The organism is Agrococcus sp. HG114 (assembly GCF_024723325.1).
In the GTDB taxonomy this organism is placed as follows: domain Bacteria; phylum Actinomycetota; class Actinomycetes; order Actinomycetales; family Microbacteriaceae; genus Agrococcus.
Genome location: NZ_JANQCH010000006.1, coordinates 14,166 through 39,333 on the forward strand (window position 1 = coordinate 14,166; position 25,168 = coordinate 39,333).

The window sequence follows — 25,168 nt, forward strand, 5'->3', positions numbered from 1 at the left end:
AAGTCTAGGCGTCTGGCAGTGTGACGGAGCTGCTCCGGCGCTGGGTTCAGGCGCTGTTCATCCCGCTTAGTGGTCTTCGGCTGCCAGTGATCCCGGCGGTCGCGCTTCGTGGCTCGGCACCGCGGGTAACCTTGGGTGACTGGCTGATCACCGCGGTCATGGCCCGAAGTCGACCGAAAATTCGAACGGAACTGAGTACCTTGACACTCCTTGCGGGGCGAGAGCCGTCGGCCGCCCGGGCGGCAGTGCTCCTGCTCTCGACGCAAGCGTTGACAGCGGCCTCTGCATTCGGAGTTAGCTTACTCGCGGCGACGGTTATGGCCCCGGCGGCTCGAGGCGAGCTGGCTCTCTGGTTGCAGATCGTCTATTTGTCCTCCACTCTCGCGCTCCTCGGGATCGAGAGGCCGATGGTCGCACATGCTCAAGGCTCGGCGCGGTCCGTCACAGCATTCGTGCTAGCACGACTCGCGTCCGCTCCCGCGACGCTGGCCGTGTTGTCTTTCGTGGCACTCGTGTGGTTGATCCTCTCGAGCGGCTCTCAATTGCCCCTCCTGCTGATGACCGCGCTTTCCTATGTGTTGACTAATGTGCAACTTCGAGCAGTTCGCATCGGCTATCTCGTCAGCCGCGATTGGAGACCGTTCGTTAGCATCACGATCGGCACCCACCTCGTGACAATCGCCGTCTCGCTGCTGCTCGCCCTTCTCGGAGCGGGAGACGTGCGTGTTTGGACACTCGTGTACGTGGTGTCTGGCGTCGTGGTCCTCCTGTACCTGGGCAGGGATCGCGATGCGCCGGATGTATCGCTAGACGTCGATGTCCGTGAGCTCATGCGGACCTCGTACCGCCTCATCCCGGCCAGCATCGGGAACACTGCAATGCTCAGGTCTGACCGACTCCTGCTCCCGATGCTGAGTTCCAGCGCGCAGCTGGGCCTGTACGTGATGGTGGCCACCGCTACGGAGCTCGCTGCGTGGCCCGTGCAGCAGTACGTCGATGCGTCACTCCGCAAGTGGCGGCAGCAATCGCCGACTATCTGGTCGATCCACGGCCGCACCGCCGTCGGTTTCGGGATCGGTGCTGGCTTCGCCGTCCTTGCGGGGACGTTGATGCATCACATCATCATGGCGTGGTTACCGGCATACACGGACTCCCTTGGACTCGTGCCGCCGCTCGTGCTCGCCGCGGCCATCTACAGTGCGACGCGAGTTCAGCAAGGTCTGCTGGTCAGCCAGGCCCGGACGGGAATGGCTTCACTGGTGGAGACAGCGGGGATGGTGGCGTCGGTGCTGCTCTACCTCGCCCTAATACCTGGGTTGGGTGCCGTCGGCGCCGCTATAGGGTCCGTAATCGGGTACTCGGTAGGTCTGGTGATCGGCGCGGTGGCCTTGTCGACGAGGACCGTGCGATGAAGGCTCTGAGCGGGGTGCGTCCCGCGTGGATCTCGATTGGCGTGGGCCTGCTCTTCGGGCTGTTCATCATGTGCTTGGCGGGGCGATTCACGCTCGACCGAATCTCGCCGGACCTGCCCGCCGTCGACCTGCGATGGGCAGGCATCAGCGCTCTGATCATCGCGTTCCTGTTCTGGGTGTCAGGCATGCCTCGGGATGCGCGCATGCGAATCCGATTCCCTCATGGTTTGATCGCCCTGTACGTCTGGGCGAGCTGGACGTTGATCAGTGCTCTTTGGGCTCCGCAAGGCGCGCAGCTGGCCGAGGCTGCGGAGAATGTCGTTCTTCTCGTTGCGGTCGTGACATTGGCGAGTCTCGTCGCTTCTGTTCTGCCGGAGGAAGCACTTGCGCGCATCTGGCTGTGGTTCCTGCTGGCCGCGCTGCTATATCTTGCGGCCGCGCTCGTGGCTGGCCCCGGCGACCAAGGCCGCTACTCAGCGTTCGGCGGCGGCCCGAACGTGTTCGCTCGGATAATGGGCATCGGCGCTATCGCGGCACTCTTCTATGTCATGCAGCGCCGTCGCGTCTGGCCGCTCATCGTTGTCCCTCTGTTCGCACTGGGCGCCGTGCTGTCTGGCAGCCGCGGCGGTCTGCTTGCGGCGTCGGTCGCGATCCTTGTTTGCGCAGTCCCCTTGACGCGGCGGCTTGGGGCGGCAAAGTCCGCCCTGATCGGTTTCGCGATGCTGGCCGTCTTCGCTGTCGCGAACTCCCTCTCATCTGGGCGCTTGGGCGCGATCATATACGAACGGTTCTTCCAGCAGACGCTGGTCGAGGGCTACTCGTCGGGGCGTGACGTGATCGGTGAAGAGGCCTGGCGTCTCATCGGTGCTTCTCCGATCTTCGGCGTCGGGCTCGACGGCTTCGGGACGCTGAACCGACTCTCCTTCGAGGTCGACTATCCTCACAACCTCTTCTTGTCAGCGCTAGTTGAGGGAGGAGTGGTCTCCGTCACCCTCCTTGGGACCGCCATCGTTGCTCTGGCTGTTCCGCTCGTCAGAGTGCGGCCGGTCAGCCCATTTGTCTTGACCTGCCTCATGGCCGCGGTGCTGATCCTCGTCGCGGCGCAGTTCTCGGGCGACTACTACGACTCGCGTCTCATGTGGCTCTTCCTGGTACTGCCGATCAGCCACTACGGCGCCAAGCGGCGGCCGAGCCATCCGCTCGTGCCCCTCAAGGCCCGGTGATTACGCAATAAGGCGGTCGAGTGCTTCTGCAAGGTCGCTAGCTAGCGCTCCGTAAGAGTAGTTCTGAAGCACGTGCTCGCGTCCTCGTTGCCCCATCGCGTCGCGTTCAGAAGCGGGAAGCTCGGCCAGCTCGACGAGAGCTTCGGCCATCGCGTCGAGGTCGTCCGCTGGGACCACGATGCCTGCGTTCGCGTCGTCCACCGGGTTGGCGTGGTTGACGCTCATAGCGATCGGACGACCCGCCAGGAGGTAGTCGAAGAGCTTGTTCGGACTGATTCCGAACCGATAGACCGGCTTGTCGGCCATTGCGATCACCAGCGCGTCGGCCTCTCGAGCAGTAGAGACCACTTGGGACCTCGGGATCTTGTCTTCGAAAGTGATCTGAGCCGCCGACGGCAGGCGCGCAGCCAACGCCTGCAGATCCTTCTTCAACGTGCCATCGCCGATGACGCGAAACCGCAGGTCTCTCTCCGGACGCATCGCGACCGCTCGATCGAAGGCATGCAGAAGATGATCGACGGCATTCGCCGGCCCCTGCGAGCCGAGATACATGAAGGTGAAGCTACCTGGCACACCGTCCGGCTCGGGTTCGTGATCGCTCGGAGAGGCTGACTCCGCGTCCTCAGCCTCGATACCGTTCGGTACCCAAAGGAACGCCTTCTCCGGTTCGCCGATGCTCTGCAGCCAAAGATCCAGGTTGCGCAGGGGAGACACGATCAACTGCGCATCTCGCGCGTTCTTCCGCATTACTCGCCGCAGCGTCCGCGCCAACGGGCCAGTCGGGCTGAGTTTTCCAAGGTCGATCAGATACTCCGGCCAGACGTCCCGCACTTCGAAGACGAAGGGCACGCCGTGGCGCTTGGCCAGTCGTGCACCCGCCCACGCTGCGAACGGGTGAACAGTGCTGCCGATGACCACGTCGGGCTTGCGTACTCCTCGAGTCGCGGTCACCGAGAGGACGTGTGCGGCGAATGCAGTCATTCCGAGCAATCGCAGGCCCATGGACGTGCCGTAGGCGTTGGTCCTCAAGATGACGGCGTCCACTCCGTTCTCTCGAACCTGCTGACGCCAGACGCCTCTTGGTAGGCGCTGGACGCCGTCCGGGTGGGAGGTGCTCGCAACGAACAGCGTGGTTTGCCAACCACGGCCGATCAGCTGTCTAGCGAGCCCAAGGTGTCGTCCTGCACGCCCGTCCTTCGATGGAAGCGCCGCGTAGTGCTCAACGATCCACAACGAACGGGTCGAGTCAGCGGAGCGGTCGTGAATCATCGTGCGGGCACTCCTCGTACGGTTGCTGCTTGGGCGACGTCTCTCGTCACACAGGCGGCTGCGCCGACGACAGCGCCTGCGCCAACGGTCAGGCCTTGGAGTACGACGGCGGCGGCACCGATCAATGCCTGCGCCTGGACGCAGACTTCGCCAGATATGACCGCCGCCGGGTTGATCGAGACGAAGTCGTCGAGCACCGCGTCGTGGCCGATCGTGGCATTGGGGTTGAGGTGCACATGGCGGCCGAGCCGCACGTTCGTCGACACCTGCACCCCGCTGCAGATCACGGTGCCCTCGCCGATTACGACCTGGCTGCCGAGCACAGCTGTGGGATGTACTACGACGGCGGGCGTATGGCCGCGTGCGAGCAGTCGTGCGTCGATCGCGGCGCGCGTGCGCGGGGCCCCGATAGCGACGAGGTATTCCACGCGCTCGTATCCTTCGAGCACGTCGACGCCGCCGAGATGCGACACACCCCGAGCCGCGAGCCGCTCCAGTGCCATGGAGGAGGGGGCGTCGTCGATCACGCCGAGCACCTGCCAGCGCGGCTCGACGCGGTTGGCGGCCTCGACGACGTCGAGTGCCTCACGACCGAAGCCGCCGGCGCCTATCACTACGAGGGGCCTCACGCGGCACCCCGGCCCTGGAACTCCGGCATGGTCACGTGTCCCTGCGCCGAGACGCCGTCGCGGCGCAGCACGCCGACGACGGTCTCGAGCAGGATCCGGGCGTCGAGCACAAGACTGCGCTGTTCGACGTACTGCACATCGAGCGCGAATCGCTCCTCCCACGAGAGCGCATTGCGGCCGCGCGCCTGTGCGAGCCCGGTGATGCCCGGCCGCACCTCGTGACGCCGGGCCTGCTCCGCCGTGTAACGCTCGAGGTAGGCCACAAGAAGCGGCCGCGGGCCGACGATACTCATGTCGCCCTTGAGCACATTCCATAGGCTCGGCAGCTCATCGAGGCTCGTGGCACGCAGCGCCTTGCCGAACGGCGTGAGGCGATCGGCGTCACTGATCAGCCCCCGCGCGGGGTCAGGGCTGCGCATCGAGCGAAACTTCGCCAACTCGAACACCCTGCCGTCCCGCCCCGGCCGAGACTGGCGGAACAGCACGGGCCTGCCGAGGTTCGCCGCCACCGCGATGCCGACGCCTGCGAGCACGGGGGAGAGCACGACGAGTGCCGAGCCTGCGGCAACGATGTCGAGCGCGCGCTTCAGGCGATCGTATGGGCGAGCGGGCGTCATCGGGCAGCGAGGAACTCGCGCACCGCGCCCGTCACGCGGGCGAACTGCTTGTCGGTGAGGGCCGACCCGGACGGCAATGTTAGGCCGGTCTCGAACAGGCGCTGCGCGTTGCCGTTGACAAAGGCGCGACGGTCGGCGAAGACCGGCTGCAGGTGCATGGGCTTCCAGAGCGCGCGGCTCTCGATGCTGCGCTCGGCGAGGTAGGCCTGAAGCTCGGCCGGGGCGAAATGTGCGCGCTCGTCGACCACGATCGAGGTCAGCCAGCAGTTGTCTTCGGCGCCGTCGCCGCCGAAGATCTCCACGCCGCCGACATCGGCGAACAAGGCCGCATACTCCGCGCGGCGGGCACGGCGCCGCGCGATCATCTCATCGAGCCGCACGAGCTGGGCGCGGCCGAGCGCGGCCAGCAGGTTGGAGAGCCGGTAGTTGTAGCCGATGTCGACGTGCTCGTAGTGCGCGACCGGTTGCCGCGCCTGTGTTGCGAGGTAGCGCGTGCGCTGCGCGAGCGCCTCGTCGTCGGTGAGCAGCATGCCTCCACCCGACGTGGTCATGATCTTGTTGCCGTTGAACGACACGATCGAGGCAGCACCGAACGACCCGGCCGCACGGCCGCCGTGCGTCGCGCCAAGCGACTCCGCCGCATCCGCGAGCACCGGGATGCCGTGCTGGTGCGCGAGCGCCTCGATAACCGTGTAGTCGACAGCCTTGCCGAGCAGATCGACGGGCACTATTGCTTTGGCGGGCGTGCCCTCGGCGGCGAGCGTGTTGAGGGCCTCGTTGAGGAGCGCGACATCCATATTGCCGGTAGCGAGGTCGCTGTCGATGAAGACCGGGGTGGCTCCTGTGTAGACGATCGCGTTGGCCGTTGCCGCGAACGTCATCGACGACGTGACGACCACGTCGCCCGGGCCGACCCCTAGACCGAGGAGGCCGAGGTGGAGCGCTGCCGTGCCGCTCGATAGGGCGACGCCATGAGCCGCGCCGACTCGCGCGGCGAGATCCTGCTCGAAGCCCTCGACGTCTGGGCCGAGCGGAGCGATCCATCCGGAATCCATTGCCGCGCGTACCGCAGCCTTCTCGGCCTCGCCGATGTCTGGCGAGGACATATAGATACGGTCGTTCACCGAACCGCTCCTCTTCCGATCTGCATGTGCATGGACTGCTGCGCCGCACCGGTCAGGCTGTCGTCGTCGCTGTGGTCCTCGCGCAGGTTGCGCTCGTGCTCACGCGTCCAGTGGGCGTCCCAGCGGCCCTTGCTCAGCGCCGATGCGTCGAGCGGCTCGCCCCGAGCGTGGGTGATCTTCTCGTGGAACGGGCGATCGTCGTGCTCGCCGGCACCGATGAGCTCTTCGTGCAGCTTCTCGTGAGGGCGCAGCCCCGTGTAGACGATCTCGATCGGCTTGCCCGACATGCGAATCATGCGCTTGGCCACGTCAAGGATCTTCACCGGCTCGCCCATGTCGAGGATGAGCACCTCGCCGGGACGGCCGATGGCGCCGGCCTGCATCACGAGCTGGCACGCCTCGGGGATCGTCATGAAGTAGCGCGTGATGTCGGGGTGCGTGACCGTGAGTGGCCCGCCCGCGTCGATCAGTGCTTTGAAGGTGGGCAGCATCGAGCCTCGGCTGCCGAGCACGTTGCCAAAGCGGACTGACAGGTAACGGCCGACGCCGCGCTCCGCGTATGAAGCAGTCAGCCGCTCGGCGAGGCGCTTCGAGTGGCCGAGCACGCTCGTCGGGTTGGCTGCCTTGTCGGTGGAGATGTTCACGAAGGTCTCGACCCCAGCGCGGAACGCGCCTTCCAGGACGTTCAGCGTGCCGAGCACGTTCGTCTTCCATGCCTCGTCGGGGTACTGCTCGAGCATCGGCAGGTGCTTGAGCGCCGCTGCGTGGAACACCACGTGGGGACGCCGCTCGGCCATCAGGTCGCGGATCGCCTCGGCATCGCGGATGTCCGCGAGCACGACGTCGTCAGTGTGAAGGAGACCATGACCCGCGATCGAGATCTGCACCGCCTGCAATGCGGATTCGTCGCGATCGAGCATCATCAGCTCGGCGGGCCCGAAGCGCGAGATCTGCCGGCAGAGCTCGGCCCCGATGGACCCGCCGGCTCCCGTGACGAGCACTCGCTTGCCGGTGAGGTAGCTGGCGACGGATTCGATGTCGGTGTCGACGGGATGCCGCCCGATAATGTCTTCGATCGAGACGTCGCGCACGTCGCCCATCGCACTGCGCCCCTCGATGATGTCGTCGAGCGGAGGAAGCACGAGCACGCGCAGGTCAGCCTCGGCGGCCTGGTCGGAGATGCGCTGGAGCAGCGATGCGTCAGCACGAGCGATCGCGACGATGAGAGTCGTCGCGCCCGTCCTGCCCGCGATCTCGGCAAGTTGGTCGCCGGTACCCAGCACGTGGACGCCGGACCTCACGGCATTCGCGAGCTCCGGTGAGTCGTCGATGATGCCGACGGGGTTGAAGCGAGAGCGCGGATCGGTCCTCATGCGCTTGATCAGGTTCGAGCCGACGAAGCCCGCTCCATAGACGAGGATCGGCACCGCGTCTCCATTGGGCCGGCTCGAGCGCTCCTGCACGACACGACGGAAGTAGCGGGTGAGGGCCATCGCCAGGAACGCGAGCGGGGCCGCGATCAGCGCAGTGCTGCGCGGTACGCCGGCCTCGTTGCCAAAGACCAGGATCGGGATGCCGATCAGCACCGTGGTGATGCCCACCGAGCCGGCGAGGCTGAGCACCTCGTCGAAGCTCGCGACGTGGTAGCGGCGGCGATAGAGCGACAGCATGAGGCCTGCCGCCAGCTGCGCGATCGCCGCAGCGAGCACCAGCACGAGCATTGCCACCCAGCTGGTGTTGTGGAAGCCGAACTCGAAGCGCAGCCAGACCGCTGCGACGAGAGCGACCATCCACGCGATGGCGTCGAAGATGAACTGGTGTACGCGCATCTTCGCGCGGAGTGCGCCCAGCGTCGTGCCGCTGCTCGCCGTCACTGAGACCTCCGTTGTTGGCGTTGCGCCACAGGGAGTTCACACGCGCAACTGACCGATTCTTAAGCCTCCACGGTACCGCAGCCTGAGGTTGCGACCGGGCGAGGGCAGGGTGAACGGTCGGTGAAGCCTGCATCTTCGCGCGGTAGCCTCCGACGTGTGGGGGCTAGCGTATGCCCATGCGGCACTCCGTCACCAAGGTCGTCATCCCGGCAGCCGGGCTCGGCACGCGATTCCTGCCCGCGACCAAAGCGCTGCCGAAGGAGATGCTGCCCGTCGTCGACAAGCCGGCGATCCAGTACGTCGTGGAAGAAGCGGTGCGCGTCGGGCTGCCGGATGTGCTGTTCGTGACCGGCCGCAACAAGAATGCGCTCGAGAACCACTTCGACCGTGCGACGGAGCTCGAGGCGATCCTCATGCGCAAAGGCGACGAGGAGCGGTTGCAGCGAGTCTCCGAATCGAGCGTCCTTGCGAATGTCCATTACGTCCGGCAGGGAGATCCGCTCGGACTCGGCCACGCCGTGCTGCGCGCGAAAGCGCACGTGGGGGACAATTCATTCGCCGTGCTGCTGGGCGACGATCTCATCGATCCCCGCGACACCCTGCTCGAGCGAATGCTGCAGGTGCATGATCAGCGCGATACCTGCGTGGTCGCACTCATGGAAGTGGACGCGGCGCAAGCGCATCTCTATGGCATCGCGACGGTCGAGCCGACCGACGAGGACGATGTCGTGCGAGTGCGCGGACTCGTCGAGAAGCCCGAGCCCGGCTCGGCCCCCTCGAACCTCGCGATCGTCGGCCGGTACGTGCTGAAGCCCGAGATCTTCCGTGTGCTCGAAGGCACCGCGCCAGGTCGCGGCGGAGAGATCCAGCTGACGGATGCGCTGCTCACGATGGCCGAGGACGACGCCGCGGGCGGCGTCCACGGCGTCGTCTTCCGCGGCAGGCGCTATGACACGGGCGACAAGCTCGACTACATCAAGGCCAATGTGATGCTCGCGTGCGAGCGCGAGGATCTCGGCCCGGGTTTGCGCGAATGGCTCCGCGAGCACGTGCTCGAGATGGAGCGGCAGCCGGAAGTCGGACTCGCGACCTGAACACGCGCAAACAGGTGTGCGAAACCCCAGGTGTAATGGGCTACCTTTCTCGCTATGGCAAAGAAGACCTTCACCAAGCTCGTTGACGACTTCTCCGGTGAGCCGATCGACGAGGGCGCAGGTCGCACCGTCCGGTTCGCATTCGATGGGGCCGAGTACGAGATCGACCTCTCCAACGAGAACATCCAAGAATTCACGGATGCGATCGAGCGCTACGTGCGCGCCTCCCGTCGTGTCTCCGGCCGTCGCGCATCTCGCGGGGGCAGCAGCAGCGGGCGTCGGAGCGGTGGCAGCAATGAGACCGCTGCCATTCGCGAGTGGGCCGAATCGCAGGGGCTGAAGGTCGCGACGCGCGGCCGCATCCCCTCGGACATCGTGGAGCGGTACCGCAACCGCTGAGACCTCGAGTGAGAAGGCCGCCCGAAGGGGCGGCCTTCTTTCGTGCCGCGGCTTGGTCTCGATGCGCCGCCCTGCGGGCGGCTGCTCAACCAACGGGGAATCGGCCGCGCGGCTACTCAGCCAGCGGAGCGGAGCTACTCGCTGCTGTTCGAAGTGAGGAGAGCGCGGACCGCCTCGAGGGGGACGGGGAGCCAGTCGGGGCGATTGCGCAGCTCGTAGACGACCTCGTAGAGCGCCTTGTCGAGGAGCAGGGCGCGGAAGACCGGGTCCTGCGGGTCGACCGGACCGTACGTATCCGCATAACCCGCCAGGAACTCCTGCTGCCGCTGCACGACCCAGTCGCCGGCGACCGCGGGGTCGGCGTCGGGCGACTCCTGCAGGGCGGAGCCCGCCGCGTAGTCGAACGAGCGCAGCATGCCGACGACGTCGCGCAGGCGCGGCTCGCGCACCGCGCGCTCGTGCATCGGCCGCAGCGGCTCGCCCTCGAAGTCGAGCAGCAGCCAGCCGCCGTCCGCCGCGCGCAGCACCTGGCCGAGGTGGAGGTCGCCGTGGATGTGCTGGAGCTCGCCGATCGAGTCGATCTCGCGCAGCTGCTCCTGCGCGTGGCCGAGCTCGTCGTCGAGCTCGGCGAGCACGTCGCCCGCCTGCTCGCGCGCCCACGCGAGGCGCTGCTCGAGCCCGCTGATGAAGCGCAGCGCGTCGGCCTCGGTCGCCTCGGCGGTGCCGAGCGCGGCGGCCAGGTCGCGGTGCACGGTCGCGACCGCGGCACCCAGCGCCCGCGCATCGGGGGCGGGGCGCTCCTCACCGCGCAGCGCGGCGAGCGCGTGCTGCCGGTGCAGCTCCCACGCGTCGTCGGCGCCGGCGACGAACTGCGAGACCGCGAGCAGGTGGCCGGTCACGAACGCATCGCCCGCGGGCCACGTGGCGGCGAGCGAGGCGAGCAGGTGGGGCACCCGGTCGCAGCCGGCGCGCGTGAGCGCTCCCGTGACGACGACGTCGGGGTTGTCGCCGGGGGAGACCACGCGGAAGACCTTCGCGATCCAGCTGAGGTGCTCACCATCTGCGCCGCCGATGATCGACGTGTTCGACTGCTCGCCGGTGATGACGCGGATCGCTGCCGCCGTTGCCGGCTCGGCGGTCGCGTCGCCCGCGAGGCCCTCGGCCGCCCGCCTGCCTCCGGCGACGTCGAGGATCGCCTGCACCGCATCCGCATCACCGCACGCGTCGACGAGCCAGTGCTCGCCGAGCTGCCGGATGGGGGAGTCGCCCGGCTCATCGCGCCACGCGACCGGCACCTGCAGCAGCGTGTCGCCCGCGCGCAGGAGCAGGATGGCGGCGTCGCCCAGGTCGTAGGCGTGCGCGAGCGTGACGTCGACCTGCTGGCCCTTCAGCGGGAACCAGCGGGTGCTCGGCATCCACGCGGCGATCGCGTCGGTGACCTCGGGAGCGTCGAAGGCGAGGGGAGCGCGCATGGCGCCAGTGTCCCGCGCGGGCCTGAACGGACGGTGCGCGTCGGGCGCTCGGTCAGCGGCGGCCGAAGTCGAGCACGTAGTACCAGTAGCCGTTCGAGCCGTGCGCGATGCCGACGCCGACGTGCGTGAACGTCGAGCGGAGGATGTTCGCGCGGTGGTCGGTCGAGGCCATCCAGGCGTTCATGATGCCCGTGGGGTCGACGCTCGATCCGTAGGTGCGGCCGACGTTCTCGCCCCAGCCCGAGAGCGAGCACGCGCGGGCGTCCGCGTCGAGGTAGGGGTTGTGCGCGCCGCCGGCCAGGCCGCTGCCCGCCATCGAGCCCGCCCAGTCGGACGCCATCTCGTTCAGGCAGCCGTCCTGCGCGAGGGGCGCGAGGCCGGCGTTGCGGCGCTCGGTGTTCACGCGGTCGAGGATGGCCGCGGTCGCGGCGCTCGTGCTCTCGGGGTCGAGGGTGTGCAGCTGGAGGCCCGGCACGGTCGCCATCAGCTGCGACATCGGCGCGATGAGACCCTGCGTCGAGCACGTGCCGTTCAGCGGGCTCTTGAGCCCCGACACGACGCCCATCGCGATCGCGCCGCTCGCCGTCGGCACGCTCACCACGGGGCCGCCCGAGTCGCCCTGGCAGAAGGCGTTGCCGCTCGAGGCGCGCACGATCTGCACGTGCATGCATTCGCTGCCGCCCGACTTGGCGTAGCACGTGACGTAGGCCTCGCCCGCTGTCATGTTGCACTTCCAGCCCGTCACCTGGCCCGACGAGCACAGCTGGTACCCGGCGGGCGGGAACGCGAGCTGCGTGCCGGTGATGTTCACCGTCGAGGTCTCGTCCTTGTAGATGCGCGGGAGCGTGCGCGCGTCGTAGGAGGCGGCGATCACGCCGAGGTCGTACGGGCGGTCGCCGTCGTTGAGCTCGGTCACGAGGTCGCTGGTGCCGATGCGCGTGCCGGCGACGTTGCGCACGCCGCGGCCGTCCATGTAGTCGCTGCAGTGCGCGGCGGTGACGATGACGGGGCGGTGGCCGTGGAAGGCGCTGAAGCCGGAGGTGCAGTTGATCCACGCGCCGTTGCCGAACTGGGTCTGCACGCGCATGCCGCCCGAGAGCACCGACGTGTCGTTCGAGCGGCCGGCGGCGAGCGGCGCCGCGGCGGTGCCGAGCTGCTGCCCCTGCTCGATCGCGGGCGAGGCGGTCGTGAGCGGCACCGAGTCGGTCTCCTCGACCGTGACCGTCGCGCCCAGCTGCTCGGCGGCCTGCTCGGTCTCGTCGATGACGTCGAGCACCTCGCCCTCGAGCGGGATCGCCTCGGCGCCGACCGCCTCCGCGGCCTCGGGCGTCGGCACCTCGACGGAGAGCGAGTCGGCCCCGATGCCGATCGCGAACGCGCCCTCGACGGGCATGGATGCGGCGAGGTCGTGGGCGAGCCCGACCAGCTCGGCCTCGCTCGCCTCCTGCGGCACGAAGGTCACCTCGATGCCCTGCGCGGCGGCCTCGTCGGCCATCGCCCGGACCTCCGACGGGACGGGGCCGACCCATCCGATCTCGATCGTGCCGGCGACCGGGTCGCCCTCGACCGCGCCGATGCGGGGGGTCGGGGTGCGCGCGTCCCACAGCGCGATCTCGTCGATGACCGCGAAGTGGCGCTCCTGCGTCTCGGCGATCTGCTCCGACGACATCGCAGCCGGCGCGCCGGGGGCGACGACGAGGGACGCCCCCACGCCGAATGCGGCCAGTGCGGTGATGAGCAGGGGACGTCTGCGCAACGCGAACCTCGTGACGGTCGGGAGCGGGCGGGGGACCCTGATGAGCGTACCCCAGGGGTTCAATCTGGGGTAGAACGTTCGGGTTCCCGGCGTCGGTCAGCGACTGTTGCTCGGCTGCGGGGGTCTCGATGCGCCGGTTTCGCCGGCTGCTCGACGAGCGGGTGGGTCACTCGACGCGCGCAGGGCGCCGCGCGCCTCACACGTCGGGCGTCGGCGCGGGCGTCGTCTGCGCGACCGGGTTGGCGACCGCGGTGCCCTCCGGCTGCGCCGCGCGCCGCGGCATCCGTCGCAGGATGCGCCGGACGACGAACCAGGCGAGGAGCGCGAGCAGCGCGAGGATCACGAGCGCCGGGATCGACTGCCCGAGGCCGAACAGGAACGCGGCGCCCCACGCGAGGAAGGCGGCCCAGCCGGCGACGAGGCCGTCCCAGAAGCTCGGCGTGCCCGTCGGGCCGGCGGCTGTCGTGGCGCGGATGCCCACGTCGATCGTCGACATCGCGACCTGATCGGCGAGGCTGCGCTGCTGCGAGAGCAGCTGCTCGAGCTCGGACGTGCGCTGCGTCAGCTGCGCCTCGACCTCGAGGAGCGTCTCCGTGTCCGCCGCCGTCGCGAGCAGCTCGGTGAGCCGCTCGACCGACGCGCGGGCGGCGTTCACGCGCACCTCGAGGTCGCGCACCTGGTCGGTGACGATCTGCTCGGAGGTGTCGACGGCCGTCACGTCGCCGAGCGCGCGGAGCGCCGTCAGGAGGTCCTCCACCTGCTCGGCGGGCACCCGCACGGTGAGCCGCGCCCACGCCGGCTCGAAGTCGGTGGATGCGCCCTCGGACCGTCGGTCGATCGACCCGCCACGGGCCTCGGCGGCGTCGGCCACCGCATCCGCCGTCGCGATCGGATCGGGCACTCGCATCGACACCTCGCCGGTGATGATCACGTCGCGGTCGCCGTCGGCGTCCTGCTCGGGCTGGTCGCCGCCCTCGGCACCGGAGTCGCCGCCCGCGGAGTCGTCGAAGCCGGGCATGGGCCCGGACTCGGGCTCGCCGCGCTCGCTCGTGGGCGTGAGCGGCGTGCCGGTCGGGGCGCCCAGGGCGCCGCAGCCGGTGAGCAGGACGGCGCCGGCGACGAGGATGCCGGCGATCTCGAGCGGTCTGCGGGTCATGCTTCCAGGGTGCGCCCGCCGCGGCGGAAGCGCAGCCCAACCTTTCGCGCGATTCGCGCGTCAGGGGTCTCGATGGCCGGCAGGCGGCCGGCTGCTCGACCCGCGGGGGCGGCGGGGCGGCGTGCGCCGTCAGTCGCGCTTCGCGCGCTTCGCCTCGGCCTTCGCCGCCTTGAGGTCGGCCTTCGCGGCGGCGCGCGCCTCGGCCGCCTCGGTCTTGGCCTCGACGGCCCGGAGCCGCTCGGTCGCCTTCGCCACCGCATCCGCCGCCTTCGCCTCAGCCTGACGGAGCCGCTCGCGCGCCTCGGCGACCGCCTTCGCCGCATCGCGCACCTGCTTGTCGGCGACGATGGCCGCGGGCATGCGCTCGAACTCCTCGTCGGGCACGTTGCACTCGAGCCACCGCTCGATGCCGTCGAGCAGCCGCGACAGGCCGAAGCCGAAGCCGCGCCCGTCGTCGTCGGCCTCGCTGCGCGCGAACGCCCCGGCGCGCACGGCCGGGGCGAGCAGGGGGAAGCGGTCGTCGGTCACGAGCTGCGGCAGCGCCCGGCGCACCGCGTCGTCGACCGACTCGTCGCTCGACGCGCGCGAGTAGAGCGCGATGTAGCCGAGCAGCAGCAGGAGCGTCGGCAGCTTCATGCGGTCGGGGGCCGGCACGCCCTCGAGCGCCGCGAGGCCCGCCTCGATGATCGCGAGCCGGTTCGGCGTCGTCGGCGTCGCGCTCGGCGGCAGGTCGGCGAGCCACGGATGCGCGTCGTAGGTGGCGCGCACGAACCGCGCCCACTCCTTCACGCGCTCGCGCCAGGTCGTGCCGACGCCCGGCACCGCGACCTCGCTCGCCGCGTCGAACATGAGCAGCAGCAGGTCGTCCTTGCCCGTGACGTAGCGGTACAGCGACATCGGCGCCACCCCGACGGCGGCCGCGACCTTGCCCATGCTCACCGCCTCGAGCCCGTCGGCGTCGGCGATCTCGATGGCCGCCTCGACGATGCGCTCGGTGCTCAGCTCGCGCTTCGGCCCGCGGTGCGGGAGCGCCGCGACGCCCCACGTGAGGGCGAGCGCGTGCGGCAGGTGCGGGGACTCGTCGTGCTCGGTGGTCATGGCGGCGATCGTCGGCTCTCGGTCTCGGCGCTAGTTGCGCTCGTCGGGGTGCGTGCCGGTGCGCTCGCCGGTCTCGAGGGCGGCGATCGCGGCCATGTCGGCGTCGCTGAGGGCGAAGCGGTCGACGTCGAGGTTCTCGCGCAAGCGGTGCGGATGCGTCGACTTCGGCACGAGGGCACCACCGGTCTGCAGGTGCCAGCGGATGATCGCCTGCGCGGGGCTCACGCCCAGCCGCTCGGCGATCGCCCCGATCGTCGGGTCCTCCAGGACGCGCGAGCGGCCGAGCGGGCTCCACGCCTGCGTGACGATGCCGTGCCGGGCGTGGAAGGCACGGAGCTCGCGCTGCGGCAGCCACGGGTGCGACTCGACCTGGTTGACCGCCGGCGTGACGCCGGTCTCGCCGATGATGCGCTCGAGGTGCTGCTCGGTGAAGTTGCTTACGCCGATCGTGCGCACGCGCCCCTCGCGATGCAGCTCGACGAGCGCGCGCCACACGTCGACGTAGCGGTCCCGGGCGGGGCGCGGCCAGTGGATCATGTAGACGTCGATGCGCCCGACCGCGCGCTCGCTCGCGTCGAACGCCGCGCGCACGGCGGCCGGCTCCTGCGAGGCCTCGCCCCAGAACTTGCTCGTGACCGTGAGCGCCTCGCGGTCGAAGCCCGGCGCATCCGCCGCCCGGCGCAGCGCCTCGCCGAGCTCGCGCTCGTTGCCGTAGAGCTCGGCGCCGTCGATGAGCCGGTAGCCGGCCTCGAGCCCGGCCGCGACCACCGCGCCCGTCTCGTCGGGCGCGACCTTGTAGAGCCCGAAGCCGAGCGCGGGCAGGGCGCTGCCGTCGTTGAGGGGGAGGTCGGCGGGCATGCTCCCGATTGTGTCAGTCGGGCAGCGGTCGGGTGTCCTGCCCGAATCGCATCGACGCGAGCTCGCCCAGACGAGTCAGGCTCGTTGTGCACGTTCGTGTCCGCTCCGGCGCCGTCGAGGGGCATGAGCGTGCACAACGCTCGCGCAGCTCGGCGGGTCAGCGGGGGAGCTCGACCGGCGCGGTGTCGGGCGGCTCGCCGATGCCGAGCCGGAGGTCGGGCTGGTGCCGGCGGAAGACCGCCGCGATGATCGCCGCGATCGCCGTCATGATGAGCGCGACCCACACGCCGCCGACGCCGCCGAGCGCGTCGATCGCGACGCCGGCGATCGCCGAGCCGACCGCGGCGCCGAGCAGCTGGCCGGTGCCGATCCACGCGTAGGCCTCGGGGGTGTCGGCGAACTTCACGGTGCCCGCGACGATCGCCGAGAAGGCGGCGAGCGCCGGCGCGGTGCCGAGGCCCGCGAGGAAGAGCGCAGCCGAGAGGCCGACGACCTCGGTCATCGGCAGCGCGATCGCCATGCCGACGGTGACGACGCCGAGGCGGGCGGCGACCGACCACGGCGAGATGCCGCGGCTGCCGACCGCGAAGCCGCCGATGAGCGAGCCGATCGCCGAGATCGCGAGCACGATGCCCGCCTCGAGCGCGCCCTCGCCGAAGGTCGCGACGACGCCGGCCTCCACGGCCGCGAAGCCGCCGATGAACATCGACGAGACGATCACCGAGAGCAGCACCGGGGGCTTCCGCAGCACGCGGCCGAGCTTGCGCGTCGTCGGCGGGATGCGCAGCCGGCGCACCTCGGGGGAGACGATGAACAGCAGCGCACCGCCTGCCTGGATCGCGATCGTCACGAGCAGCGTGGGCCCCGTGCCCATGATCGAGACGAGCAGCGTCAGCAGCACCGGGCCGAACACCCAGATGATCTCCTGCAGCGCCGCGTCGAGCGAGAAGAGCGGCGAGAGCAGCCGCTGCTGCACCATGCGCGGGTAGAGGGTGCGCACGGTCGGCACGATGGGCGGCATCGCGGCGCCCGCGACCGCGCCCGCGAGCACGTCGCCCCACAGCGGCAGCGCGAAGCTCGCGATCGCGAGCAGCGCGCTGATCGAGATGATCGCGGTGACGACGAGCACCGTGACGGTGCCGAAGCGGCTCATGAGCCGCGAGACGAACGGCCCGGCGATCGCCATGCCGACCGAGAACGCGGCGAGCACGAGCCCGGCCGCCGTGTAGGAGCCGTGCTGCTGCTCCATGTGCATGAGGATGCCGAGCGAGTACATCCCCGCGGGGAAGCGCGCGATGAGCTGCGCGAGGATGATGCGCGCGAGGCCGGGGACCCTCAGGACCTCGGAGTACGCGCGCACCACGACAGCCTAGGCGCGACTGACCTCGGAGCCGTCCTGTCTCCGGGGCCGTGGCTGGCAGGGGGACCCGGCGCTCGACAACCTCAGCCGAAACTGAGTATGACTTCGTTCATCCCTCCCCCGGGCTCATAGCGTGACCAGGAGCCAACTCCGAGGAGTCAACGATGACCGTCCCCGTCCGCCTTCCTCTTCCCGCGCGCCGCAGGCGGCGGTCGCGAGCCCTCAGCGCGTTGGCCACCGCGGTCGCGGTCGCCATCGGCATGCTGGCGCTGCCGGCCGCGCCGGCGGCCGCCGAGGCCGCCCCGCCCGCCGGGCACGGCACGCTGCAGGTCACCCTCACCGACCGGGCCACCGGAGCCCCGGTCGGCGGCCTGACGGTCCACGTCGACCCGGTCGAGCCCATCGACGGCTGGACGTGGATCTCCGTCACCACAGACGCGACCGGCACCTTCTCGGTCGATGTCCCTGCCGGCGAGTACCAGATCTACTCCCATGGCGAGCTCGGTCGATACCTACCGGCGGCGTACCCGGACGCGTTCATCTACTACGACGCAGAGCCCGTGACGGTGTCCGACGGCGACACGCTCGCGCTGACGCTCCCGATGACGGCGCCCGCCGCCGCTGCCCTCAGCGTCACGGCGGGCGGCGAGCCGGTCACGGCTGCGCACGCGGTGTTCTGGCGACTCGAGCCCGACGGCTGGCTGACCCACGCCGCCGAGTGCTCCACGGACCGCAATGGCGGCTGCGAGGTGAACGACCTCATGCCGGGCGCCTACCAGGTCGAGGTCTCGCCTCCCTGGCAGCAGGATCCTCAGTGGGTGAGCGGGGTGTGGCCCGCACGGGGCGAGACGGTCTCCCTCTCGAGCGGCCAGCGCGTGGTCGGCTCCGTCGCACTCCCTGCGGCGGCCCGCGTCACCGGTGAGGTGCGTCTCGACGTGGCGCACGCGACGGAGGAGGTCACCCTCTACGTCAGCGCCGTGCATCCGAGTGCTTCAGGCGACGAGCGGGGCCCCATCGACGTCGTGAGCGGTGCGCCGGGCGAGACGGTTCCCTTCGCTCTGGCCGTCGAGGCGGGCCGGCCGTTCCGCATCGTGCTCGATGGCTTCGACACCGAGGGCGAGCGCTACGACCGCATCATCGCGACCGAGGAGTGGACCTCGTCGGGCATGGCGCTGCTCGGTGAGACGGTCACGGTGCCCGTCGGCGAGACTCGCCACTTCACGCTCGACGCTCACCTCGGGGCGACGCTCGCGGGCACGCTGCGCGTGCAGGAGGGCTACGGCACGGCGGCGAGTGACCGCCCAGCCTCCGTGCCGACCGTCGAGCAGCCCGACCGGGTCGCTCGTCACGCCGTGGCCGCCGCCGCAAGCGACCAGCCGGCCGACACGGGCTGCGGAGGCTCGTGCGGCACGGTCGTCGCCGATCTCTACCAGCTGCGCGCCGACGGCTGGCGCCACTTCGACATGATCTACGTCGGCGACGAGACGGCCTACGGCGTCGAGCAGCCGTTCGAGTTCACCGGCCTCCCGCCGGCCACGTACCGACTCGGCTTCTGGGGCGACCACGTCTGCGGCGAGTACTGGCAGGACTCCGTCGAGTTCGACGGCGCGACGCAGTTCGAGGTGACCGCGGACGGGAACGCCGTGCCGATCGCCGCGCAGCTGCAGTCGACCGCGGGGGACTGCTCCGATGCAGGCCCGCGCGAGCTGCCGGTGCCCGACCGGCTCGCGGGCGACGACCGCTTCGCCACCTCGGTCGCGATCTCGCAGCGCTCCTTCCCGGGCACCGCATCCGTCGTCTACCTCGCGAGCGGCATGAACTACCCGGACGGCCTCGCCGCAGGCCCGGCCGCGGCGCACGAGGGCGGTCCCGTGCTGCTGACGCCGCCCGACTCGGTGCCCCAGTCGGTGCTCGCCGAGATCGGGCGGCTCGCGCCGCAGAAGATCGTCATCGTCGGCGGCACGCCGTCCGTGTCGGCGCAGGTCGAGGCGCAGGTGCGCGCCCTCGATCCGCAGACCCAGGTGGTGCGCCTCGGCGGCGCCGACCGCTTCGAGACCAGCCGGCTCATCGCCGAGCACGCGTTCGACAGCGCGCCCGCGGCGTTCCTCGCCACCGGCCTGAAGTTCCCGGATGCGCTCACCGCCGGGCCTGCGGCCGCGCTGTTCGGCGGGCCGGTGCTGCTCGTGAACGGCGGGCTCTCCGCGCCCGATGCCGCGACGCTGACGACGCTCGACGGGCTCGGCATCGCGTGGGTCGGTGTCGCTGGCGACCCGCAGTCGGTGTCCGTCGGATACGAGGAGGGGCTCATGGCCGACGGCTTCGCGGTCGAGCGCTTCTCGGGCCGTGACCGCTTCGCCACCGCGGCGCAGATCGGCACCCTCTTCGACGGCGCGAGCACCGTCGTGGTCGCGAGCGGCGAGGGCTTCGCCGACGCGCTGCCCGGTGCGGCGGCGGCGGGCACGATCGGCGCGCCGATGGTGCTCTCGCGCAGCGGCTGCATGCCGGCCTTCACGACGACGGCGCTGGACCTGTGGATGCCGCAGGACGTGTGGCTGCTGGGAGGCGAGCCGACGCTGAGCGACGCGGTCGCGTCGTACACCGCCTGCCAGTAGGCGAACGGGTCAAGCGGGGCGCGGAGGAGCCGCGCCCCGCTTGCCCGTGGACGCGGACCCGGTCAGGGGGCCGTGTCGACGACGTACTGCACGAGCATGAGATCGCCGGCCCGGTGGCCCATGATCATCGCGTCGGGCGACGCCGAGAGCGACTCGGTGAGCACGAACGGGAAGCGGCCGCGGTCGGTCTCGATGTGCGGTGCGGCGGCTCGCGGGTGCACGGTGAGCCCGTCGGCGATCAGCGCATCGCTGAGCGCGGCGATCGCCTCCGGCGTCCTCGGGGCGATCGCGAGCGACTCGCGGTGGCCGCCGCCGACGACGACGGTGCTCGCGCACAGCACACCCATCTCGTCGAGCACGTCCGGTCCCAGCCACTGCACCGACGCATCCGCCCTCGGCCGCTCGCCGACCGCCGAGCCGAGCATGTCGTCGAGATCGCACGGCGGGATGGATGCGCCCGGCTCGGGGAGGGCGAGCGGCGAACCGCTGGGCACGGGCGGCGGCGAGCCGGGCGCGCAGCCCGAGAGCGCCACGGCGAGCGCCGCGAGCACGACGACCGGGCGGAGCATGGCGGCAGGCTACGCCGCGGGCGGGCGCTTGTCAGCGGGTGGTGGCGGATGCGCCCGCGGGCCGGGAAGGCCAGCTCAGCGGTCGTCGTCGGCGCGCGGGCTCTTGATGAGCACGCCCGCGGCGATGAAGGCGAGCGCGGCGACCCAGTGCGCGCCCATCCAGAGCTGGCCCGAGAGGTCGAACGGCACGACGGGGTTCCACGCGACGGCGGTCGCGACGAAGATCGGCACCCACCACCAGTGGCGCGCCTGGATCGCGAACCACGCCACGATGAGCGCGAGGATCGAGACGACGTAGCGGATGAGCTCGAACCAGTCGGAGCCGAGCAGGAGCTGCCCGACGATGAGCGCGAGCGCCGCGAGGATGCCGGGAGCGAGCGCGTTGCGCTGGAAGGCAGGGCCGTAGCGGTCGGAGTCCATCGCCTCCACCGTACGCTGTGGCGGCGTCCCGATGCGCCCGCCCTCGGCGGGCCGCTCGACGAACGGGCGAGGCGCGGGCCGGCAGTGGCTCAGGATGCGAGCGCCTTCCTGATGCGCTGCAGGCTCACGGGGCCGGCGGTGCCGAGCTGCTGCGCGAACAGGCTCACGCGCAGCTCCTCCAGCAGCCAGCGGGCGGCGACCAGCCGCTCGGCCCTCGCCGACTCCGCGGAGCCCGGCACGGCATCCGTGACCGACGCCGGCAGCGGCAGCGTGCCGCCCGCCCCGGCGTAGAGCGCGGTGGCCTGCTCGACCTCGGTCATCCACGCGCGGTCGCGGTTCGCGGTCTCGGGCAGGCGCTTCACGCGGTGCTCGATCGCGCGCACGTAGACCTCGAGCCGCGGCAGCCGATCGAGGCCCGTGCGGCTGACGAAGCCGTCGAAGACGAGCTGGTCGAGGTTCGCGCGCGCGTCGGCGAGGGCCGCCATGTGCGCGAGGCTCGCGCCGTCGCGGATCGCGCGGTCGGCGAGCCGGGCGCTCGTCAGGATGCGCGCGACCTGGCTCGCGAGCGCGAACATGCGGTCGACGAGCCCGTCAGCGACGCGCGACCGCAGCGCCTCGAACTCGGCGACCGTCGCGGGCGGTGTCGCGCCCAGCTCGGCGTCGATGATCGCGAGCATGAGGTCGTCGAAGAGGCGGTCGGTCGACGCGTACGGGCTCGCGCCGAGCGCGAGCTTCTCGGCGCTCGTGAGGTTCGCCTGCACGTAGGGCGCGGGGCTCGGCACCTGCCGCAGCAGCAGCTGCCGCACCGCCGCCCGCTGGTCGCGCTGCTGCGCCTCGCGGGTCGCGGCGAGCCGGATGCCGACGGTCGCCCGGCCGGCTGCGCCCTTGCCTGCGCCTGTGCCTGTGCCTGTGCCCTTGCCTGTGCCCGCGGTGCCAGCGGCGGTCCCGCTCGTGCTGGCCCCCGCATCCGCCCCGCCCCTGCCGGTGATCGCGTAGCCGGGGTAGGCGCGCACCGTGTTGCCGCCCTCCCGCACGTCGATGTGCTCGGGCAGGTCGGTGTCGAACCCGGCGACCTCGTCGCGCTCGAGGTCGCTCGTCACCTTCACGGCGGCCTTCGCCACCTGGGTGCGCGCCTGCCCGGCGAAGCGGCGCTTGAGCGCCTCGAGATCCTTGCCCTGGCCGAGGCGGCGGCCGCGGGCGTCCTCGACCGCGAAGGTGGGCTTCAGGTGGTCGGGGATGCGTCCCCAGTCGACGTCCGTCGCGGTCGCCTGCACGTAGGCGGTGCGGGAGATGCGCGCCGCGAGCACCTCCGCGAGGGAGCGCGCCGCACCCGGGTCGCCGCCGGGCGCGGAGCCGGGCGGCACGTCGGGCAGCTCGGCGAGCATCCCGCGCGCCCAGTCGCCCGCCGGCACGACGTGCTTGCGCACGTGCTTCGGCAGGCTCTTGATCATCGCGGTCAGCAGCTCCTCGCGCATGCCCGGCACGAGCCAGTCGAAGCCCTGCTCGCCGAGCCTGGGCAGCACCGCGAGCGGCACGTGCACGGTGAGCCCGTCGTCGGCGGCGCCCGGCTCGAACCGGTAGCTGAGCCGCAGCCGCTGCTCGCCCTGGTGCCACTTCGTCGGGAACGCGCGGCTGTCGACCTCGGGCTCCTCGCCCGTGAGGTCGCGGCGCGTCATCGTGAGGAGCTCCGGCGTCTCCTCGCGCGCCCTGCGCCACCAGCCCTCGAAGCTGCGGGTCGAGGCGACGTCGGCGGGGATGCGCGCGTCGAAGAAGTCGAACACCGCCTCGTCGCCCACGAGCAGGTCGCGGCGGCGCTGGCGCTCCTCGAGCCGCTCGATCTCGCGGCGCAGCTCGCGGTTCCTGCGGTCGAACTCCTGCGGGCTGTCCCACTCGCCCTCGACGAGCGCGTGCCGGATGAAGAGCTCGCGCGCATGCTCGGGGTCGATGCGCGCGTACTGCACGCGCCGCCGCTCGACGATCGTGACGCCGAACAGCGTGACCTTCTCGTACGCGACGACCGCGCCCTGCTTGCGCTCCCAGTGCGGCTCGCTCACCTGCCGCTTCGCGAGGTCGCCGGCGAGCGGCTCGGCCCAGGCGAGGTCGACGGATGCGACGGTGCGGGCGAACAGGCGGCTCGTCTCCACGAGCTCCGCGGCCATGACGGCGCGGGGCGGGCTCTTCGCGAGGCCGGAGCCCGGGAAGATATGGAACCGCGCGCCGCGCGCGCCGATGTACTCGGGCCGCGGACGCATCCGCCGCTTGCCGCCCGGCTCGCCCGGGCGCGGCTGCTGCGCCTTCTGCGTCTCGTCGAGCCGGCCGATGCGGCCGAGCAGCCCCGAGAGCAGCGCCTTGTGGACGGCGTCGGCGTCGACCGCGACGGGCGCTCGCCCCTCCGTCGGTGGAGCAGCCGGCTCACCACCGCCCGTCGGTCGAGCAGGCGACGCCGTCGCCGCATCGAGACCACCGCCGTTCCTCGTCTCGATGCGGCGCTGCGCGCCTGCTCGACGAGCGGAGGGATCGGGCTTCAGCCCCAGCGACCTCGTCAGCTGCCGCACCACGTCCTGCCACTCGCGCACGCGCAGGAAGCTCAGGTGCTCCGCCTTGCACAGCTTGCGGAACTGGTTGCCCGAGAGCGTCGCCTGCTGCTCCTGCAGGTACCGCCACAGCGCGAGCAGCGTGATGAAGTCGCTCTTCGGGTCGACGAACCGCGCGTGCATGCGGTCCGCCTCCTCGCGGCGCTCGAGCGGCCGCTCCCGCGGGTCCTGGATCGTGAGCCCGGCGACGATCGCGATGACCTCGTGGGCGACGTCCGCGTCGCGGCCGGCCACGGCCATCCGCCCGAACCGCGGGTCGACGGGGAGGCGCGCGAGCTCGCGCCCGATGCGCGTGATGCGGCCCTGCGCGTCGATCGCGCCGAGCTCGCGCAGCAGGTCATGGCCGTCCTTGATGCCGCGCGGGTCGGGCGGCTGCAGGAACGGGAACTCCTCGAGCGGGCCGAGGCCGAGCGACGCGGCCTGCAGGATGACCGCTGCGAGGTTCGTGCGCAGGATCTCGGGGTCGGTGAACTCGGGGCGGCGCTCGAAGTCCTCCTCGGAGTAGAGGCGGATCGCGATGCCCGGCGCGACGCGGCCCGCGCGGCCCGAGCGCTGGTTCGCGCTCGCCTGGCTGATCGCCTCGATCGGCAGGCGCTGCACCTTCGAGCGCGCCGAGTAGCGCGAGATGCGGGCGGTGCCGGTGTCGATGACGTGGCGGATGCCCGGCACGGTCAGGGACGTCTCGGCCACGTTGGTCGCGAGCACGACACGGCGCCTCGTGCCGGGGCGGGTGCTGCGCTCGAACACGCGGTGCTGGTCGGCGGCGCTCAGGCGGCCGTAGAGCGGGAGGATCTCGGTCGCCTGGCCCAGCTTGCCCTGCAGCTGGTCCTGCGCGTCGCGGATGTCGGCCTCGCTCGGGAGGAAGACCAGCACGTCGCCCGCGTCGTCGTGCGCGATCTCCTTGAGCGCCGCCTCGATGCCGTCGATCGGGTCGAGGTCGACCGCGGGCTCGTCGGGCTCGCCGTCGTCGTCCGCATCCTGCTCGCCGACGCGCTGGGCCTCGGCGACGAGCGGTCGGTAGCGGATGTCGACGGGGAACGTGCGCCCCGACACCTCGATGATCGGCGCGCCGCCGAAGTGGCGGCTGAACGACTCCGGGTCGATCGTCGCGCTCGTGACGATCACCTTGAGGTCGGGGCGGCGGGGGAGCAGCCGCTGCAGGTAGCCGATGAGGAAGTCGATCGTGAGGGAGCGCTCGTGCGCCTCGTCGATGATGATCGTGTCGTAGGCCCGGAGGTCCTTGTCGCGGTGCATCTCGGCGAGCAGGATGCCGTCAGTCATGACCTTGATGCGGGTGTCGGCGCTCACCTGGTCGGTGAAGCGCACCTTGTAGCCGACCTCCTGGCCGAGCTCGGTGCCCAGCTCCTCCGCGATGCGCTCGGCGATCGTGCGGGCGGCGAGCCTGCGCGGCTGCGTGTGGCCGATGCGGGTGCGGCCGAGCTCGAGGCACATCTTCGGCAGCTGCGTGGTCTTGCCCGAGCCCGTCGCGCCCGCGACGATCACCACCTGGTGGTCGCGGATCGCCGCCATGATCTCGTCGCGCGCGTCGCTGACGGGCAGGTCAGCCGGGTACTCGATGCGCACCCGCCCATTCTCCCGCAGTGCGCCTCCGCGCCCGGCGCGACCGCGCAT

General features: G+C 70.9%; 19 protein-coding genes. 5 read left to right on the forward strand and 14 right to left on the reverse strand.

The window, feature by feature from the left end; genetic code table 11:
- The first annotated feature begins 20 nt into the window (after positions 1 to 20).
- Positions 21 to 1,412: a lipopolysaccharide biosynthesis protein gene (locus tag NWP09_RS01620; protein ID WP_258273799.1), complete on the forward strand. Its 1,392-nt coding sequence runs from the start codon at positions 21 to 23 to the stop codon at positions 1,410 to 1,412.
- Positions 1,409 to 2,635 carry an O-antigen ligase gene (locus NWP09_RS01625; protein ID WP_258273800.1) on the forward strand — a complete coding sequence of 409 codons (1,227 nt, stop codon included), beginning with the start codon at positions 1,409 to 1,411 and terminating at the stop codon, positions 2,633 to 2,635. Before NWP09_RS01620 ends, NWP09_RS01625 begins: the two co-directional genes overlap by 4 nt.
- Here the strand turns inward: NWP09_RS01625 and NWP09_RS01630 are convergent, their stop codons facing one another.
- From NWP09_RS01630 to NWP09_RS01650, 5 genes are read right to left on the reverse strand one after another with little or no spacing between them, the layout of a single operon-like run.
- Complete coding sequence (locus tag NWP09_RS01630) at positions 2,636 to 3,904, reverse strand: glycosyltransferase family 4 protein (RefSeq protein ID WP_258273801.1); 1,269 nt, start codon at positions 3,902 to 3,904, stop codon at positions 2,636 to 2,638.
- A complete protein-coding gene (locus tag NWP09_RS01635; RefSeq protein ID WP_258273802.1) occupies positions 3,901 to 4,518 on the reverse strand; it encodes a NeuD/PglB/VioB family sugar acetyltransferase in 618 nt (205 codons plus the stop codon). Before NWP09_RS01635 ends, NWP09_RS01630 begins: the two co-directional genes overlap by 4 nt.
- An 11-nt stretch (positions 4,519 to 4,529) precedes the next feature.
- Entirely contained in the window at positions 4,530 to 5,150 is a 621-nt protein-coding gene (locus NWP09_RS01640; RefSeq protein ID WP_258273803.1) for a sugar transferase, read from the reverse strand.
- Entirely contained in the window at positions 5,147 to 6,274 is a 1,128-nt protein-coding gene (locus tag NWP09_RS01645; RefSeq protein ID WP_258273804.1) for a DegT/DnrJ/EryC1/StrS aminotransferase family protein, read from the reverse strand. The genes NWP09_RS01640 and NWP09_RS01645 overlap by 4 nt, the downstream gene beginning before the upstream one ends.
- The gene (locus tag NWP09_RS01650; protein ID WP_258273805.1) at positions 6,271 to 8,148 is read right to left on the reverse strand and encodes a nucleoside-diphosphate sugar epimerase/dehydratase; all 1,878 of its coding nucleotides are present in this window, start codon (positions 8,146 to 8,148) and stop codon (positions 6,271 to 6,273) included. The genes NWP09_RS01645 and NWP09_RS01650 overlap by 4 nt, the downstream gene beginning before the upstream one ends.
- Positions 8,149 to 8,324: 176 nt before the next feature.
- Between NWP09_RS01650 and galU the strand changes: the two genes are divergently transcribed.
- On the forward strand, positions 8,325 to 9,242 hold the full coding sequence (galU, locus tag NWP09_RS01655) for a UTP--glucose-1-phosphate uridylyltransferase GalU (RefSeq protein WP_258273806.1): 918 nt from the start codon (positions 8,325 to 8,327) through the stop codon (positions 9,240 to 9,242).
- 54 nt (positions 9,243 to 9,296) lie between these two features.
- Complete coding sequence (locus tag NWP09_RS01660; RefSeq protein ID WP_258273807.1) at positions 9,297 to 9,641, forward strand: Lsr2 family protein; 345 nt, start codon at positions 9,297 to 9,299, stop codon at positions 9,639 to 9,641.
- Between the two features lie 134 nt (positions 9,642 to 9,775).
- Here the strand turns inward: NWP09_RS01660 and NWP09_RS01665 are convergent, their stop codons facing one another.
- The 6 genes from NWP09_RS01665 to NWP09_RS01690 form a co-directional block, all read right to left on the reverse strand.
- A complete protein-coding gene (locus NWP09_RS01665; RefSeq protein ID WP_258273808.1) occupies positions 9,776 to 11,113 on the reverse strand; it encodes an aminoglycoside phosphotransferase in 1,338 nt (445 codons plus the stop codon).
- A 52-nt stretch (positions 11,114 to 11,165) separates the two neighbouring features.
- Positions 11,166 to 12,869 (reverse strand): CAP domain-containing protein, encoded by a 1,704-nt coding sequence (locus NWP09_RS01670; RefSeq protein WP_258273809.1) that lies wholly within the window; start codon positions 12,867 to 12,869, stop codon positions 11,166 to 11,168.
- Between the two features lie 196 nt (positions 12,870 to 13,065).
- Positions 13,066 to 14,025: a DUF4349 domain-containing protein gene (locus NWP09_RS01675; protein WP_258273810.1), complete on the reverse strand. Its 960-nt coding sequence runs from the start codon at positions 14,023 to 14,025 to the stop codon at positions 13,066 to 13,068.
- Positions 14,026 to 14,154: 129 nt separating this feature from the next.
- On the reverse strand, positions 14,155 to 15,123 hold the full coding sequence (locus NWP09_RS01680) for a TetR/AcrR family transcriptional regulator (protein ID WP_258273811.1): 969 nt from the start codon (positions 15,121 to 15,123) through the stop codon (positions 14,155 to 14,157).
- A gap of 30 nt (positions 15,124 to 15,153) precedes the next feature.
- A complete protein-coding gene (locus NWP09_RS01685) occupies positions 15,154 to 15,981 on the reverse strand; it encodes an aldo/keto reductase (protein WP_258273812.1) in 828 nt (275 codons plus the stop codon).
- Positions 15,982 to 16,138: 157 nt separating this feature from the next.
- Positions 16,139 to 17,341 carry an MFS transporter gene (locus NWP09_RS01690; protein ID WP_258273813.1) on the reverse strand — a complete coding sequence of 401 codons (1,203 nt, stop codon included), beginning with the start codon at positions 17,339 to 17,341 and terminating at the stop codon, positions 16,139 to 16,141.
- Between the two features lie 230 nt (positions 17,342 to 17,571).
- Here NWP09_RS01690 and NWP09_RS01695 point away from each other — a divergent pair, with 230 nt between their 5' ends.
- Complete coding sequence (locus NWP09_RS01695; protein WP_258273814.1) at positions 17,572 to 19,953, forward strand: cell wall-binding repeat-containing protein; 2,382 nt, start codon at positions 17,572 to 17,574, stop codon at positions 19,951 to 19,953.
- Between the two features lie 62 nt (positions 19,954 to 20,015).
- On the opposite strand, the gene NWP09_RS01700 is transcribed toward NWP09_RS01695, so the two are convergent.
- The 3 genes from NWP09_RS01700 to hrpA form a co-directional block, all read right to left on the reverse strand.
- Positions 20,016 to 20,522, reverse strand: coding sequence for a hypothetical protein (locus NWP09_RS01700; protein ID WP_258273815.1), 507 nt, complete (start codon positions 20,520 to 20,522; stop codon positions 20,016 to 20,018).
- A gap of 75 nt (positions 20,523 to 20,597) precedes the next feature.
- Positions 20,598 to 20,942 (reverse strand): DUF6804 family protein, encoded by a 345-nt coding sequence (locus NWP09_RS01705; RefSeq protein WP_258273816.1) that lies wholly within the window; start codon positions 20,940 to 20,942, stop codon positions 20,598 to 20,600.
- Positions 20,943 to 21,031: 89 nt separating this feature from the next.
- Positions 21,032 to 25,168, reverse strand: coding sequence for an ATP-dependent RNA helicase HrpA (hrpA, locus tag NWP09_RS01710; protein WP_258273817.1), 4,137 nt, complete (start codon positions 25,166 to 25,168; stop codon positions 21,032 to 21,034).

What these genes read in the sequence shown, in the direction of transcription:
- NWP09_RS01705 (WP_258273816.1), bottom strand. Translation starts at nt 20,942, where the DNA reads ATGGACTCCGACCGCTACGGCCCTGCCTTCCAGCGCAACGCGCTCGCT.
- NWP09_RS01640 (WP_258273803.1), bottom strand. Translation starts at nt 5,150, where the DNA reads ATGACGCCCGCTCGCCCATACGATCGCCTGAAGCGCGCGCTCGACATC.
- NWP09_RS01625 (WP_258273800.1), top strand. Translation starts at nt 1,409, where the DNA reads ATGAAGGCTCTGAGCGGGGTGCGTCCCGCGTGGATCTCGATTGGCGTG.
- galU (WP_258273806.1), top strand. Translation starts at nt 8,325, where the DNA reads ATGCGGCACTCCGTCACCAAGGTCGTCATCCCGGCAGCCGGGCTCGGC.
- NWP09_RS01680 (WP_258273811.1), bottom strand. Translation starts at nt 15,123, where the DNA reads ATGACCACCGAGCACGACGAGTCCCCGCACCTGCCGCACGCGCTCGCC.
- NWP09_RS01630 (WP_258273801.1), bottom strand. Translation starts at nt 3,904, where the DNA reads ATGATTCACGACCGCTCCGCTGACTCGACCCGTTCGTTGTGGATCGTT.
- NWP09_RS01700 (WP_258273815.1), bottom strand. Translation starts at nt 20,522, where the DNA reads ATGCTCCGCCCGGTCGTCGTGCTCGCGGCGCTCGCCGTGGCGCTCTCG.
- NWP09_RS01660 (WP_258273807.1), top strand. Translation starts at nt 9,297, where the DNA reads ATGGCAAAGAAGACCTTCACCAAGCTCGTTGACGACTTCTCCGGTGAG.
- NWP09_RS01675 (WP_258273810.1), bottom strand. Translation starts at nt 14,025, where the DNA reads ATGACCCGCAGACCGCTCGAGATCGCCGGCATCCTCGTCGCCGGCGCC.
- hrpA (WP_258273817.1), bottom strand. Translation starts at nt 25,168, where the DNA reads ATGCGCGGTCGCGCCGGGCGCGGAGGCGCACTGCGGGAGAATGGGCGG.
- NWP09_RS01685 (WP_258273812.1), bottom strand. Translation starts at nt 15,981, where the DNA reads ATGCCCGCCGACCTCCCCCTCAACGACGGCAGCGCCCTGCCCGCGCTC.
- NWP09_RS01665 (WP_258273808.1), bottom strand. Translation starts at nt 11,113, where the DNA reads ATGCGCGCTCCCCTCGCCTTCGACGCTCCCGAGGTCACCGACGCGATC.